This is a genomic window from Olivibacter sp. CPCC 100613, assembly GCF_036959255.1.
Lineage (GTDB): Bacteria > Bacteroidota > Bacteroidia > Sphingobacteriales > Sphingobacteriaceae > Olivibacter.
Genome location: NZ_JAWMTI010000001.1, coordinates 1,528,267 through 1,543,511 on the forward strand (window position 1 = coordinate 1,528,267; position 15,245 = coordinate 1,543,511).

11 protein-coding genes and 1 pseudogene are annotated in these 15,245 nt (G+C 42.0%); 11 read left to right on the forward strand and 1 reads right to left on the reverse strand.

Translation table 11 applies throughout. The features are described 5' to 3' along the window. The first annotated feature begins 187 nt into the window (after positions 1 to 187). From RYH73_RS06220 to RYH73_RS06235, 4 genes are all read left to right on the forward strand, one after another. Positions 188 to 2,098, forward strand: a complete 1,911-nt coding sequence (locus RYH73_RS06220; protein WP_335312535.1) for a polysaccharide biosynthesis protein — start codon at positions 188 to 190, stop codon at positions 2,096 to 2,098. Continuing rightward, the gene (locus RYH73_RS06225) at positions 2,099 to 3,376 is read left to right on the forward strand and encodes a nucleotide sugar dehydrogenase (RefSeq protein WP_335312536.1); all 1,278 of its coding nucleotides are present in this window, start codon (positions 2,099 to 2,101) and stop codon (positions 3,374 to 3,376) included. It abuts the gene before it with no gap. A 152-nt stretch (positions 3,377 to 3,528) separates the two neighbouring features. Further along, positions 3,529 to 4,206: a tyrosine-protein phosphatase gene (locus RYH73_RS06230; protein WP_335312537.1), complete on the forward strand. Its 678-nt coding sequence runs from the start codon at positions 3,529 to 3,531 to the stop codon at positions 4,204 to 4,206. A gap of 150 nt (positions 4,207 to 4,356) precedes the next feature. Then, entirely contained in the window at positions 4,357 to 4,515 is a 159-nt protein-coding gene (locus RYH73_RS06235) for a DUF4886 domain-containing protein (protein WP_335312538.1), read from the forward strand. Here the strand turns inward: RYH73_RS06235 and RYH73_RS06240 are convergent, their stop codons facing one another. Further along, entirely contained in the window at positions 4,516 to 4,917 is a 402-nt protein-coding gene (locus tag RYH73_RS06240; protein ID WP_335312539.1) for a hypothetical protein, read from the reverse strand. Between the two features lie 750 nt (positions 4,918 to 5,667). On the opposite strand from RYH73_RS06240, the gene RYH73_RS06245 reads away from it, so the two are divergent. The 7 genes and pseudogenes from RYH73_RS06245 to RYH73_RS06275 all read left to right on the forward strand — a co-directional run bounded on the left by RYH73_RS06245 (position 5,668) and on the right by RYH73_RS06275 (position 14,736). Continuing rightward, positions 5,668 to 6,603 carry a hypothetical protein gene (locus RYH73_RS06245; RefSeq protein WP_335312540.1) on the forward strand — a complete coding sequence of 312 codons (936 nt, stop codon included), beginning with the start codon at positions 5,668 to 5,670 and terminating at the stop codon, positions 6,601 to 6,603. A gap of 1 nt (position 6,604) precedes the next feature. Continuing rightward, a complete protein-coding gene (locus RYH73_RS06250) occupies positions 6,605 to 9,910 on the forward strand; it encodes an RHS repeat domain-containing protein (protein WP_335312541.1) in 3,306 nt (1,101 codons plus the stop codon). A 12-nt stretch (positions 9,911 to 9,922) separates the two neighbouring features. Then, positions 9,923 to 13,381, forward strand: a complete 3,459-nt coding sequence (locus RYH73_RS06255) for a DUF6443 domain-containing protein (RefSeq protein WP_335312542.1) — start codon at positions 9,923 to 9,925, stop codon at positions 13,379 to 13,381. Next, on the forward strand, positions 13,378 to 13,755 hold the full coding sequence (locus RYH73_RS06260) for a hypothetical protein (RefSeq protein ID WP_335312543.1): 378 nt from the start codon (positions 13,378 to 13,380) through the stop codon (positions 13,753 to 13,755). The genes RYH73_RS06255 and RYH73_RS06260 overlap by 4 nt, the downstream gene beginning before the upstream one ends. 33 nt (positions 13,756 to 13,788) lie before the next feature. Next, a pseudogene (locus RYH73_RS06265) lies at positions 13,789 to 13,968 on the forward strand (hypothetical protein); the annotation flags it as partial. A gap of 91 nt (positions 13,969 to 14,059) precedes the next feature. Next, positions 14,060 to 14,209 (forward strand): hypothetical protein, encoded by a 150-nt coding sequence (locus tag RYH73_RS06270; protein ID WP_335312544.1) that lies wholly within the window; start codon positions 14,060 to 14,062, stop codon positions 14,207 to 14,209. 137 nt (positions 14,210 to 14,346) lie between these two features. Continuing rightward, complete coding sequence (locus tag RYH73_RS06275; RefSeq protein WP_335312545.1) at positions 14,347 to 14,736, forward strand: hypothetical protein; 390 nt, start codon at positions 14,347 to 14,349, stop codon at positions 14,734 to 14,736. The last annotated feature ends 509 nt before the right edge of the window (positions 14,737 to 15,245 follow it).

The following is a 15,245-nucleotide window of genomic DNA, read 5'->3' on the forward strand; positions in this document are numbered from 1 at the left end:
CGGTTGAGTAGCTTAATGAATTGAATTTGTTTTGGAAGTTCTTCTTATTAAACGTTGATTGGAAAGTGAATGATTTTGTTTAATTTTGTATTTTAGCGAATTAAGCTTTTATAATCACATTAATGGCATAGAAATTTCTAGGAACAGGTAGGTCTTAACCTTCTATGTAGAATAAACAATATATCGAATGAGGAAAATTTTAACCGATGACAAAGTGCTTCCGAGGTGGGTCATCTTTCTCGCCGACCTTATTTTGGCAAGTTGGTCGTTTGTATTAGCCTATTTTATATCGGAGGAATTTAGATTTCCTGAAATACTACGAGGTCATTTTTTTATCTATACCAACTCATTTGTCTTTGCTTGCATACCTGTTTTTTATTTGTTGAAAACACATACCGGATTAATCCGATATTCCAACATGTCTGATATACTCCGTATATTTTTGGCGATGTTATTCACGAGTGTATTCTATTATTTATTATTGATTGTAGCTATACAGCCATATTTTAATATACATTCGTTAAAAATTAAGCAAGTCTTACTGGTTAACTTCTTTATAGGATCGTCTCTATTAATTTTTTTACGTATGGCGGCGAAAGGCACCTTTCGATACTTGAGTGATCGTGTTGAGAAGAAGGATAAAATTAATGTGTTGGTATACGGTTCGGATGATAAAGCTGTATTAGTTAAACAGGCTTTGGAACGCAGTGTAACCTCAAGATACAAAGTTGTCGGTTTTATTGATATCGCCAGGGCAAGGTTGAACAACTCCTTGGAACAGAAAAGGGTTTATCACATTAAAGATTTAGCCCATCTCAAGCGAGCGAAGAATGTAGATAAGCTTCTTTTATTGAATGACCGGCTGAATGAGCGGGATAAACAAGTAGTAATCGAACGTTGTTTACGCTCGGAAATACAAGTAGTAACCGCACCAACACCGGACAAATGGTTATCAGGCTCAATAATTGAGTCACAGATTAAAGATCTCCGCATAGAAGACTTACTGCAACGAGAACCGATAAAGATTGACAATGCTCGGGTTAAAGCGGATTTATTCAATAAGCGAGTTTTAGTTACTGGCGCCGCAGGATCCATTGGTTCTGAAATTGTACGACAAGTGCTAGCCTATCGACCAAAGCTTTTAATACTTTGTGATCAGGCTGAATCACCTTTGCACGAAATGCAATTGGAAGTTGAAGAGTTGTTTCCGACCGTAAATTGTGCCATTGTAATTGCAGATGTTCGTAATTATCGGCGTATGGAAGAACTTTTTCAGCAATTACGTCCTCAAGTTGTGTACCATGCGGCAGCCTATAAGCATGTTCCCTTAATGGAAAATAATCCGTGTGAGGCTATTACAACAAACGTTGGAGGAACCAAAATTGTAGCTGACCTGGCTGTACAATATGGTACAGAAAAGTTTGTCATGATATCAACCGATAAAGCGGTCAATCCTACCAATGTAATGGGCTCATCAAAGCGTATTGCTGAAATCTATGCGCAGAGCTTAAACAATGCTCATTTTAATAAAAACACGAGATTTATAACTACACGCTTCGGCAACGTATTAGGCTCTAATGGATCAGTTATACCGCGTTTCCGAGCGCAAATTGAAAAGGGAGGTCCAATCACTGTTACTCATCCGGAAATAACAAGGTACTTTATGACCATTCCGGAAGCGGTGCAGTTAGTGTTAGAAGCTGGTACAATGGGAAATGGTGGCGAGATATTTGTCTTTGACATGGGGCAACCGGTTAAGATTGTTAACCTTGCGAAAAAAATGATAAAACTTGCCGGGTTACATCCGGGAATTGATATCGATATTATCTATACAGGCTTAAGGCCAGGTGAGAAACTATACGAAGAGTTACTTAACTCTGATGAATTGACGTTGCCAACTCATCACGAAAAAATCGGTATTGCGAAGGTTATCAATTTTGATTATGTCGATGCGTGTATGACAATTGATTCCTTATTAGAACTGGCCAAAAAGCTCGACAATATGGCCGTTGTGAAGCAAATGAAGGTTATTGTTCCTGAATTTGTAAGCAAAAATTCGCCTTTTGAGGAGTTAGATGAGGAAAGTGAAGTATTGTAAATGATACAGAACCTCCAAGAAGCTTCAAAAATTGCTGTAATAGGGCTGGGATATGTCGGATTACCCCTAGCCTTAGCTTTTTCGAAAAAGTTTAATGTTCTAGGATTCGATATCGACCAATCGCGCGTGGAAGAGTTGCGAAATGGCTATGACAGGACAGGGGAAGCGAATGCAACAGATTTAAAAGCGAACAATCAACTATTTTTTAGCTCAGAGACGGTTTGTTTGGCTGATTGTAACGTCTATATTGTTACCGTTCCTACTCCCATCGACACGTTTAGAAAACCCGATCTTAACCCCCTTTTAGCTGCAACAAAAATGCTAAGCTTATGGCTTAAAAAGGGAGATCTGGTAATTTATGAGTCAACCGTTTACCCTGGCTGTACAGAAGAGGACTGCGTGCCGATTCTAGAACACCATTCTGGTCTTGTCTATAACAAAGACTTTTTTGTTGGCTATTCACCAGAACGAATTAACCCCGGAGATCGCATTAATACCTTAACCAAGATCAAAAAAGTGGTAAGCGGCTCTATGCCGCAAATAGCCATCATTGTTGATAGTTTATACCGCTCAATTATAGAAGCAGGTACTCACATTGCTCCTTCAATTAAAGTCGCTGAAGCTGCCAAAGCTATCGAAAATGCGCAAAGAGATGTTAACATCTCTTTCATGAATGAACTTTCGTTGATTTTTGATCGCTTGGGCATTGATACAAATGATGTGATTGAAGCCGCTGCAACCAAATGGAATTTTTTGAAGTTTAAACCGGGATTAGTTGGCGGTCATTGTATAGGCGTTGATCCATACTATCTGTCTTATAAGGCAGAACAAGTCGGTTATAGCCCACAGGTGATTCTTTCCGGCAGGCGAGTGAATGATCAAATGGGAGTCTTTGTTGCCAATAAGGTTGTAAAACTCATGATTGCAAAGGATCGCCCAATCAAGCAAGCGAAAGCATTAGTTTTAGGCCTTACATTTAAGGAGAATTGTTCCGATATCCGAAATACCCGTGTTATTGATACTTATGTAGAACTGAAGCAATTCGGTTTTCATGTCGATATTTACGATCCCTGGGCTGACAAAAGATTGGCATTATCTCAGTATGGGGTAGAATTAAAACCTGATCTTGAAGAGGGATTCTATTATGACGTCGTTATTCTAGCAGTTGCTCATAAAGAGTTTCTTTCACTTGACTACACAAAGTTTAAGAGGGAAGGTGGTATTATTTTTGATTGTAAAGGTGTCTTAGACCGCACGGTCGTAGATGGGCGGTTATAACAGTCGATTTATAAGACTAAAATGGATAAAAGCATTGGCAAAATCCCTATTTTTGTTAAGGCTGAAAAAACTTACACTAAATAAGGCATATGTTCTCAATTTTTAAGTCTTCTTTTGTAAAATTTCCAATCGGTCAATTGTTAAAAATAGATATGCATTCGCATATTTTACCTGGAATTGATGATGGAGCTAAGGATATCGACACTTCTTTACGCTTGATTAGAGGATTAAAATCTTTAGGGTATGAACGATTAATCGCTACTCCACATGTATACGCTGAATTGCATCCCAATACTCCCGAAACGATAGAGCTGGCCGCTAGCCAGTTGCAAACTGCTTTATTAGAACAAGATATACCTATCGATTTGCATTATGCCGCTGAGTATATGATCGATGAGAGTTTTGATCTTATGTTAGAAGCAAAGACTCTTCTACAATTATCTAAGCCATTTGTATTAGTGGAAACGATGTTCCTTTCCGAACTTCCGAATTTCGTTGAAACATTGTTTCGTCTACAGGCGGCTGGATACTCACCGATTATCGCACATCCTGAAAGATACCATTTTATGTTCGGTAATCTTACGAAGGCAGAGGATTTGAAAAGCAGAGGGGCTTTACTGCAAGTCAACGCATTGTCTCTTATTGGGTATTACGGTAAACACGAAAAGCATACAGCTGTTCAGTTGTTAGAAGCGGGTTTAATAGATTTTATTGGTACTGACTTGCATCACGAAAGGCATTTAGATCGATTAGTGAATTATCACATCGAGCGGAAAATACAACGTTTGTTTGAAAAAGCTAATTTTCGAAATAGTGAGCTTTCACCTTAGGTACAAAATAAAATATCTATTAACGATCCTGTTTATTAGACTGGCCTCTTTATCGGTCGTGTATGGCCAATCGATTAAAGGGGGTGCCCTGCGTGTATTAGCTATTCGTAACAGTTTTTCTGAAGACGAGTAGAACAATACTTGCATGAATTGGCGAATGCCCGCTGGAAAAAAGATCGTTGTCGGAACTTATATATCGGGGGAGCACTGCTATCGCTTCATTGGAAAAATATACAGGAGGGCAACGATGCTTATCGCTATCGGAAAACTACTGACCTTCTACTTACTGAACTTTGTTTCGTTGATTAATTATATCTTTTCATAAGTAATTGTCGTGCCGTCTGAAGCGATTGGTCCCAGGCATATTAGCAGCTGATTACCCGATATCTTAATGAACACCTTCTGGTCTGAGTCATCAAAAACAATTTTGTGCTCATATTGAGTACCATCGATTTCAGCCGATTCTTCGACAATTGCATAAGTCCCTTTGGAAACTAACGTTCCATTTTCAATTCGCTGGTATTCGTTTGCAGAAAATTCAATAACATTTCCGTTTCCTTTTTCGAAATCAGATGGAGCGTCCTTGATCTGTACTCCTAGAATATGGCGTAATTCCCATTTTCCCCCAAGGGATTCCGGCCGGTTTTTATCCTTTCCACAACTAAAAAATAATGCAAAAAATATTAAAGTTAATAAATGTAGATTTTTCATACATACAAGGGTTTAAATTGTTTGTTAAAGAGAACGGACCAAGCCGGTTAAACGCTACAGCTAATATATAAATAACTATCCTTATTTCATCAAGTTAACCACATCGTACGCTTTATGTACATAGACGGGATAGCTATTCTTATTTGATTTCAATAGTGGGTGCAGCCCATCGGTTAGTCTACCTTCTTCCAATTATTCGTGAGACCCAAAGCCAACAAAAACGGAGTCGATGGGTGAAAGGAATCTCGCGTCTCACCCGGAGGGTGTTGAACACGACGATGTGACCCCCAAAGGTTGGACGCACCGGTATGGCAGAGGACGAGCTCGCTGAATTCCATAGTGGATTGCTCATAGAATGCTGAAATTACATGGTCAGCAGCGGTGGAACTTCTACTTTGTTACAATCCATCATTTGCAAGAATAAGTCGAATCGGCCCTGATTAACTTTTTCTGTCAATTTTAAACAATCAAATTGTTGATAATTAAAATAAATTTTCTAATATCAAAACTGTTGAATATTTTTACATCAAACAACTAAACCTGTTTGCTATGCGGAATACAACTTGAACTTTGATTTCAATCTATTTTTTGGTTTTTGCGGCTGGCACATAAAATAAGGTGCTTTTTGCAGCCTCTTTTGGTTGTGTTAATACCTAAGCCTAGTCTATGGTTATTAGAAAAAGATGCTGAACAAAAGATAAATAGTGTATTTACTTAATAAGTAAATAATCTTAATAAATAGTTGAAAATATGAAAATGAAATTCTTTGCACTCATCTTTATGATGGGCGTGTACATGGCGTCCTATGCGCAAAATACTTTCCCTACTACGGGCAATGTAGGGATCGGAACCAGCAGTCCTACCAATAGACTGGATATCCGGGGTACCATTACCATGGATAACGGCACCAATGCTTCCATTTTTACCGGAATAGGAACCACAGAACTGAATCGATATCTAATCTTGTTGAATTCGGCCGGTTTAAGCTCAGCTTCGGGTCTTAAAGCGGGAGGTATACTCGTTGCGGATACCTATGCATATGCAAATCCCGGTAAGAATGATCTGGTGGTAAAAGGTCGCGTAGGAATAGGTGTTCAACAGCCCGACTTGCCACTTATGGTTTTTAACGACTATGGTACAGGTAATTCCGGATACCTGGCCAAATTCGGGGCGAAACGAAATTGGACGATCAATGATTGGGAAGGAATACAGCTGGGTTTCAGTCACATTCATTCGATCTACGAAGGTAATAGCCTATGGGGATTACGTCTCTCCACAGGTAGTTCGACTGACGTGGCGGGAAAGGAAGCGATTCGTATATCCGGGAGTGGTAATGTGGGCATCGGTACGACGAACCCCCAAGCCAAACTAGCCGTCAACGGTAATATTCTAGCCAAAGAAATCAAAGTAAAAACCGATATCTCCGTTCCCGATTATGTGTTTGAATCGGATTACAACCTACAGCCACTTACCGAAATCGAAGATTTCGTGAAAGAGCATAAACATCTACCCGAAGTTCCATCGGCGAAAACAATCGGCGAAGAAGGCCTGGATCTGGCGCAAATGAATTTGCTTTTGCTAAAGAAAGTAGAGGAGCTGACTTTGCATCAAATTGAGCTTTTGAAAGAACTGAAGCAACTAAAAAGTGAGCTGAACAATCACATAAACGAAAATCATACAAAATAATATGAAGCATCTCCGTTTTTTGGGACTAATTATCATAGCGAGCCAAAGCTTAACCGCTGTAGCGCAGACCGGAACGAATCCAAGCGTTAGTAACCCATTGATGCCCAGTCTAGACAATGTTTCACCGCCATCACCTAATGTAAGTGCGTTGAACAAATTCGGCGATATACCGGTCGGCCCGTCAACGGGGATACCTCAGGTAACGGTGCCGATCTACACCTGGAGCAACAAAAATTTTGGAAAAGATATAAATATATCGCTTGATTACCATGCGGGCGGTATTAAAGTAGATGAAACGGCCTCTGATGTAGGCCTTGGTTGGGCACTGAATGCTGGTGGTGTGGTATCCAGAACTGTAAGGGGTATTTACGATGAGTACCCAATAGACGGTTTTTTGTATAAGGCAATGCCTGTTGATATCATTCAAGGTAACGCTGGTGGAATGGTCAATGATAGAATCTTCAATAAAATAAATGCTGGTTTGATGGATAGCCAAAACGATCTGTTCAACTACAATTTTAACGGTCGAAACGGTCGTTTTCTATTAGGGAAGAACAATGATGTTTTGTTGATTGAGCAGGCAAAACTCAAAATTTCCTATACGATTAGCAACGATATTTACGGTAAACCACTAATCACGAAAATCACAATTTTAGATGAAGAAGGTTACACTTTTGTTTTTAATGATTGTGAAACAATAGAAAATAATCTGCTTTTACCTACTAAAAAACAATATACTTCGTCTTGGTATTTATCAGAAATTGTCCATCCCGCAGGAAAAGATAAAATTACCTTCCAGTATGAAGCGTATAATTTCGATGATAAACAACCGGGTTCAGCTACGCATGCTATTTCGCTTACGCATGAAGGTAAATCAGTTACGTATGGCGTCGGGGAAGACCGACGTGTTGTAGGTAAGCGAATCAAGCTGATTACTTTTCCAGATGGAAATCAAGTGGATTTCACCTATAAAACAGCCAGTCGACTGGATTTGATTTCATCTCCAACAGCGAAACTATTGGATAAGATTACAATTCGTAAGGGTATTGTAATAAAGGGTTACAAGCTTCATCAGGACTATTCCTTAAGTGGAAGGGCAACATTGCTTTCGGTTACGGAATTTGGGGGTCCCAATGAAACAGCATTAAAACCTTATTCCTTTTCCTATTTTCAGCGAGAGGTATTACCCGCGCGGTTCAGTGGAGCACAAGATCATTGGGGTTATGCCAATTATAATAATAACGGAGAACGGATACCGCGAGAATTTTTCCGTGCCCCAGGGGGGCAATACCCTCCATATAGGGAACTTTTAGGAGGAAATAGGGATACTGATCAAAATAGGGTAAAAGCAGGTAGTCTGGAAAAAATAGCCTATCCTACAGGGGGGCATACTATTTTTGAGATGGAGGCAAATAAGGCAAAGGACAACTGGTTGGAACAGAACCTTCCGGTTACAGTACAGCTACCGCCCTACACCGATCGGAGTATAAACGAGTCATTAAACAGTGATCAATCACCTTCGCAATTTCCTTTTGCTTTTAAAGGAGAGAATAATACAACCACTCAATTTAAGTTGACGGTGTATCCAGATGGAAGTGGAAGCAGTTCAGCTATCAAGTATGAGCTGTATAATAACTCGAATCAATTGCTGAATACCCAACAGGTGAATTTTTCTGCCAGTAATGTAAATCCCATTGAACGAAGTTTTAGTGTCAATAATTTGATTAAGAATGCCAATTACTATTTCAAGGTGTATACGATCAATCTATCGCAGTATTATAACTATACGGAGATTGGCTGGCGCGAAATCAACCCAGGAGGTAGTTATGATACGGTACTCCGGCATGTGCAGCCATTTGTTGGTGGAATCCGAGTGAAACGGATATCGGATTACAGTGAAAACAGTGGCTCTCCTGTTAAGGTGCGTGAATACGAGTATACGATGGAAGACGGAGTGACTTCCTCTGGAGCCCTAGGGATTAGGCCCGTTTATAGTTACTTGGCTTCCTATGATTTTGAAGAGTCTCCAAGTACACCTGGAGAACCGGTGTATAGAGGAAATCCTACTAATCCTAATTATATCGTACGCACTTCGGGAGGCGTAAATCCTGCCATTTTTGTGAATGGCAGTCCGGTGACTTATAAGCGAGTGGTAGAAAAGATTGGGCAGGGTGGGAATTATTTAGGGAAGACGGTTAGGTATTTTACTAATTTTAATGAATCGCCTCCTTATATTTCTGAAGACTTCCCTTTTGTGCCTCCGCAATATGCTTCTTGGTATTATGGGAAATTGAAAAGAGAGGAAATTTATAATAGCAGTAATCAGATTATCCGTACTATAGAGAATACCTATGGTTCCATAACGGATAGCTATGCAGCCAATCCTACGCGCGTGGAAAATTTCCGTTCGGTAATCATTTCTCCAGTACAGTTTGCAAAGGAATCTGCTTTTTGGATAAATCCCCTAGCCTATCCCCATTATTTTTTAATGGCAACAGTAAATCCAATGGAAGGGCGTACCGAACTACGGCAGACCAAAGTAACAGAAAGCGAGCCCGGTCAAACACCGGTGATCACCACTACCAACTATACTTATGATGCGGCCAATTACTACCTGAAGCAGACAAGCTTAATCGACAGCCGTAACCGGGAAGTGAAGACAGTGCTAAACTACCCCAGGGATATGGTGACCGCTAATATCGATGCTTCGATCTATCAGGGAATGATCGACAAAAATATCATCAGCCCGGTGATTGAGGAGAAGGTTTCTGTTGGCGGTATTCAGCAGACAGCCAGAACAACGAAGTATGCTAAATGGAACAACAATTTTTACGCGCCTGAGCGTGTAAAAACCAAGAAAATGGCGTTGGCGGAAGAAGACAGGATCATTTATCTCCAATATGATTCGCATGCAGCCCCCCTGTCGGTTCAACAAGCCACCGGCCCTAAGGTCTCTTATATCTGGGGTTACGGAGGTATGCATCTGCTTGCACAGATTGCCAACATGGAATATAGTCAAATCCAAACCTTATTGGGAGGCGCTACAGCCATCGAAACTTTTCGCAACAAAACGGCGCCAACGGATGCGGAGATTGACGCTTTTCTGGCACCGCTGGTGAACGGGTTACCGGCAGAGGCATCCATTGTAAGATTTAAACATGATACGCTGCGCGGGCTTACCGGTCAGCTGGATGAAGCGGGAAGGAAAACCTCCTACGAATATGATGAGTTTAACCGCCTGAAAGCCGTGCGTGACCAGCAGGGGAATCTGCTAGAGGAGTATAAATATAATTACCGTAACCAATAGGAGGCCATGATCATGAAAAAAATAAGGAAAAACTATTATCATCTTGGTCTTTTGCTGGTGGGGTTATTTTGCGGGACGGGCTCACTGCTCGCCCAACCACAGCCGAACCCGGTCTATACAACTTACAGTGGCCAGTCTACCATTTCGGCCACGCAGAGTGTAACACTGAAAAGCGGCTTTACAGTCCCCGCCGGCAGCAACCTGCGCATCTTTATTGAGGGGGCGTGGGCACCCTTAGGTACCAGCGCAACGGCGACACAGAATTACGTGCTAACGACTACTTACCTTAAGCCGTTTACGGGTGCGCCGTCAGCACCGACTACAAATGATGCAATGCAGAACATTCAGTACCTGGATGGCCTGGGGCGTCCACTACAGCAGATAGGAATAAAGGAAGCACCTGATTTTACAGATGTGGTGACACCGGTGGCATATGATGCCTTTGGTCGGGAGGAACGTAAATACCTGCCATATGTGACGTCTACCGGGGCAGGCGGTGCGTTCAAGGGCAACGCCGTGGGCGCTCAGGCTACCTATTACAATAATACGCCGCCTGCCGGGCAACCGGCTACGGCAGCACCTTTTGCACGTACGGTATTTGAGGTGTCGCCGCTGAGCCGTGTAAAAGAGGAAGGCTTTCCCGGAGGGGTATGGCAGCCGGGAAGCCGAACGGCGAGTTCCGGTAGAACGATAATAACGGAATATGCCGGCAATAACGAAGATGCTTTTACCACCTTAGCCACCACCCGACGGGTTGCGCGTTACGGAGTAAGCCTATCGGCAGCGGGGGTGCCTACTTTAACCATTGACGGAGCGTATGCTGCGGGGATGTTGTCGGTAAAGATTAGCAGAGATGAAAACTGGACGAGTGCCACCGGGTTTAACGGACGGCTGAACACCGTGGAAGAATATCGGGATAAGCTGGGCAGGGTGGTGTTAACGCGGACTTTTAACCTGAATGGCAGCACACAGGAGATGCTGAGCACCTATTATGTATACGATGACCTGGGCAACCTGACCTATGTACTGCCGCCGGGCAGGGGTACGGATTTCAATCCGGACGGTACGGCGGTGCCAAATGCTACGCAGCTGGCGGCCTTTGCCTATCAGTACCGCTATGATGAGCGCAACCGGATGATCGAAAAGCAGCTGCCGGGAAAAGGAAAGGAATACATAGTCTACAATAAACTGGATCAGGCCGTTGCTGCACAGGATGCAAGCCAGCGTGCACGGAACGAATGGACGGTGATGAAATACGATGGTCTGGGCAGGGAGATTTTACGGGGACTCTGGGTAAATACGTCCGCGGTGGATGCCGTAAGAACAGCTGTCAATGCCCAGACAACAGGAAATCTATGGGAAGAGCGTACCACAACAGGCAATGGTTATACCAATAAAGCCTGGCCCACCACTGCGATAGGCACAACACTGGTGCTGAATTATTACGATCGTTATACGGGTATACCGGGGCTGCCGAACAATGAGTCTGCCAATTACACGTCCAAGCTGAAAGGGTTGCTGGTGGCGAGCAGGGTGAATGTACTGGGCAGCAACCCGGCTTCGAACCTATGGACGGTAAACTATTACGATGACGAAGGACAGGTGGTGAAGTCTTATGCGCAGAACCACTTGGGCGGCACCGACGTGAGCACTTTTACTTACCGTTTCACGGGAGAACAGGAAACATCGGAGCGGGTAAACACAGTGGCCGGAACGGCGACGAGGATAAAACAAAGGCAGGAATATGACCACCGTCTGCGGCCGACCGGTACATTCATGTCGGTCAATAACGGGACGGAGGTGCGCATTAGCGAGAGCCAGTATAATAGCGTGGGACAGATACTGAACAGGAAGCTGCACAATGGGCTGCAAGCATCGGCTTATAGCTATAACGAGCGGGGCTGGACAACAAAGATCACTTCGCCGCAGTTCAGTGAAACGCTGACCTATAATGGGGGCGCTAATCCGCAGTACAATGGCAATATAGCTGAGCAGTCCTGGGGCGCAGGTACTTCGCTGCCCAATAAGTTTGTGTACAGCTATGACCGGCTGAACCGCTTACTGAGCGGAACGAGCACAGGCGTGGTCATGAGTGAGGTATTGACTTACCACAAGGATGGGAATATCCGAACGCTGGCACGCGATGGAGGGGTTGCCGGTACCTATCAGTACAACGGTAACCGTTTGACCGGCATCAGCGGCGGCCCGCTGGCAACAGCCGCCTACGGTTACGATGCCAATGGTAATGTGACGGTAGATGGACGGAACGGGGTGAGCTTAACGTACAATTACTTAAATCTGCCACAGACGGCCACCAAGACAGGGCTGAACATAACATATCTCTATGATGCCACGGGCAGAAAGCTAAGAAGGGTATCAGCTACGGAAACGCGAAACTACATCGATGGTATCGAGTATATCGGTACCGCCATTGACCTGATCCATACATCTGCTGGGGTAATAAAGAAGAATGGCAGTAACTACAGTTATGAATATACACTGGCAGACCATTTGGGCAACAGCCGTTACCGCTTTGACATCAACAGCAATGCGGTAAGGCGCATACAGGAGGATGATTATTATCCTTTTGGGATGAACCGGAACAAATATACGAGCGGTTATAAAAATAATTACCTTTACAACGGTAAAGAGCTACAGGATGGCCTGGGTTCCTATGACTATGGAGCGCGGCATTATGATCCGGTGATAGGAAGATGGGGAACGATGGACCCTTTGGCGGAGCAGATGAGGCGGTATTCGCCGTATAATTATGCCTTTGATAATCCGGTACGGTTCATAGACCCGGATGGGATGGCTCCTAAGTGGAATGGCAAGCATGGTAATGATGCTGCTTATTATGACAGCGAAACGGGTTTGACAGTTGAGTGGGAAGAAGTGCTGAATTACCTCGATATAGATGGTAATAATAGTGAGCAACAGGACGACGGAGGAAAAAAGAAGAAAACGGCTCAGCAAAAGGAAGAACGTTATTACGGCCCTGGTCCGGCAGAGGCAAATATGACGGGTGAAGAGCGCGCTACATATTTTAAGGAATCAGCAGAGGGGGTAGCTTGGCTAATGGGGGGAGAAGCAATAGCAGCTTTAAATTTAGGGAAATATATACCCAAAACGTGGTTTATTAGGCTTCTTCCCAAAAATTTGTTTGGAAATGCCGCTAAGGGAGGAACAACGGTATTAGGTAAATACCCTGACTATATAAACTTAGCCTCTCAGCTCAATGCAAGAAGATTTAGTATTCCTTCCAGCGTATGGAATAAAATGTCTCCGGCTGAGCAATGGGCAGCTAATGTGAAGTTTTTAGATCGAACAATTGCAAGAGGTGACAAAATTATATTGTCAAACCCTGTAAAGGATATTAATAAGGTGGGTGGATATTTACGAAAGGAGCTTGATTATCTTATGAATAAGGGATACAAACTGAATAGTAGTGGAACACAATTAATAAAATGATGGATACGGACATAAAACACATAATTAAAAAAATATTATTTCTTCCATTCGAGTTTGCTAAGGGTGATAATAATCAGTCTATTTATTCGCTGTTACAAAATACAGGTTACTTCAATGCTTATAGTAAAATAGCCGAAAGTATTATTTTACAAGAATTGACTAACCATTCAAATTGTATTGAGCATTGGCTTTCTTGGTCCAGCAATAAAAGAAGTACTGATGGTTGGTATTTTATTAAGAAAGACAATGGTAAGTACGTAGTTGGTAATATTAATTCAGATGGACAAAGGAGTGAATGTTTTGAATTCGATTCTGCTGCCAAAGCTTGCTCTGTTTTTATCAAAAGAGAAATAGAAAGTATAAGAACTAGTTGATGCCGCTAAGGGGGAGTTCAATATACCAAGTCCAGTCTGAAGCTCGGACAGGAAATGCACAACGCTTATAAAGCAGGATTATACAACCCTGCACAACAAATGTTCAAAGAATATGTCTTGCTGAGTGGTAGAAGGATAGATTCCTTAGACGCATCTAAAGGTATCATCTATGAATTGAAACCGTTTAACCCAAAAGCAATGCAGCAGGTATAAAGACAGCCTCAAATGTATATGAAAGAATTGTAGACAATGCCAATGATGGGTAAACAAATCGTATGGTAAAGGGGGGCGGTGGGCGAACTTTGTGACGACTGGAGGGGCCTATTATTGGTTGGCAGTTAATGAACAAGAAGGAATAAAGGTCTTGGAGGAAATTGTAAAGGGTTCAGGTATAGATTCGCTAACGGCAGAAACGACTTTAAGCGAATGGAAAAAAGGAAACTTGAAGTTCTAAGTGATTCAAAGTTTGACGAAAGTCTTGGCTTAGTAGAAAAATCAAGATGGAAGTAATTATCATATTTCTTAAGTCTGATAAACCCGAGGAGAAAATATTGGCAAGATATTCACCACTTGTCTATTTTAGAGGTGTTCATGAGCTTGCTTCGCTGCGGTTTGGCTAACTTTGTAAATGATAGTCCATTAGAGGCTGTCTTAACAATTCTAAAGGAAATAAAATCGGTTTCCGATGGAGATCTGTCGGAAAGTAGGTATTTTAATCAATTGCGGGTATTGGTGCAATTGCGTAAATTAGAGAATCAATTGGATATAGCTATGGAAGCGATAACAAAATTTTTTAAGGAAGAACGGGATCCGCTTTTCCGTAGAGGTGAAGTAAAAGGTGAGACCAAAAAAAGCCAAGAATTTGTAGCGAATCTGTTAACTAAATTTGGATTCAGTGTAGAAGCGGCAGCCGAGGCGGCTAATGTTTCTACTGACTTCGTCCAAAAAGTTCGCGCTGATCTAGCTAAAAAGAAAAAATAAAGATTTAATACAGACGTTTAAAGCCGTTTCTTTTTAGGAACGGTTTTTTATAATGTGATTGCTCTTTCCGGACTGAAACGACTTATTTGCTTTTTTTTTAGTTTTTCTTTAAGGATGTTATTCTCCTGGTATTGTTTTGTGTATTCTTCTTTTTAAAAGTCTCTATCCTTTTTCATTCCTTCAACAGTATTAAGGAGCCTTGTCGAAAGAAAACTCGTTGAGTCTTTTTCCGAAAAGCTAAGACTAAACCGCAAGGGAAATTATCCCTTTGTTACAATCCATCATTTGCAAGAATAAGTCGAATCGGCCCTGATTAACTTTTTTTGTCAATTTTAAACAATCAAATTGTTAATAATTAAAATAAATTTTCTAATATCAAAACTGTTGAATATTTTTACATCAAACAACTAAACCTGTTTGCTATGCGGAATACAACTTGAACTTTAATTTCCATCTATTTTTGTTTTTTTTATGCTGAAACGTAGAGGAGGTGCTTTTTTGTAGCCCTT

Excerpts from the sequence above, each read along its gene's own strand:
- RYH73_RS06250 (WP_335312541.1), top strand. The coding sequence starts at position 6,605 with ATGAAGCATCTCCGTTTTTTGGGACTAATTATCATAGCGAGCCAAAGC.
- RYH73_RS06275 (WP_335312545.1), top strand. The coding sequence starts at position 14,347 with ATGAGCTTGCTTCGCTGCGGTTTGGCTAACTTTGTAAATGATAGTCCA.
- RYH73_RS06240 (WP_335312539.1), bottom strand. The coding sequence starts at position 4,917 with ATGAAAAATCTACATTTATTAACTTTAATATTTTTTGCATTATTTTTT.
- RYH73_RS06245 (WP_335312540.1), top strand. The coding sequence starts at position 5,668 with ATGAAAATGAAATTCTTTGCACTCATCTTTATGATGGGCGTGTACATG.
- RYH73_RS06255 (WP_335312542.1), top strand. The coding sequence starts at position 9,923 with ATGAAAAAAATAAGGAAAAACTATTATCATCTTGGTCTTTTGCTGGTG.
- RYH73_RS06230 (WP_335312537.1), top strand. The coding sequence starts at position 3,529 with ATGCATTCGCATATTTTACCTGGAATTGATGATGGAGCTAAGGATATC.
- RYH73_RS06260 (WP_335312543.1), top strand. The coding sequence starts at position 13,378 with ATGATGGATACGGACATAAAACACATAATTAAAAAAATATTATTTCTT.
- RYH73_RS06220 (WP_335312535.1), top strand. The coding sequence starts at position 188 with ATGAGGAAAATTTTAACCGATGACAAAGTGCTTCCGAGGTGGGTCATC.
- RYH73_RS06225 (WP_335312536.1), top strand. The coding sequence starts at position 2,099 with ATGATACAGAACCTCCAAGAAGCTTCAAAAATTGCTGTAATAGGGCTG.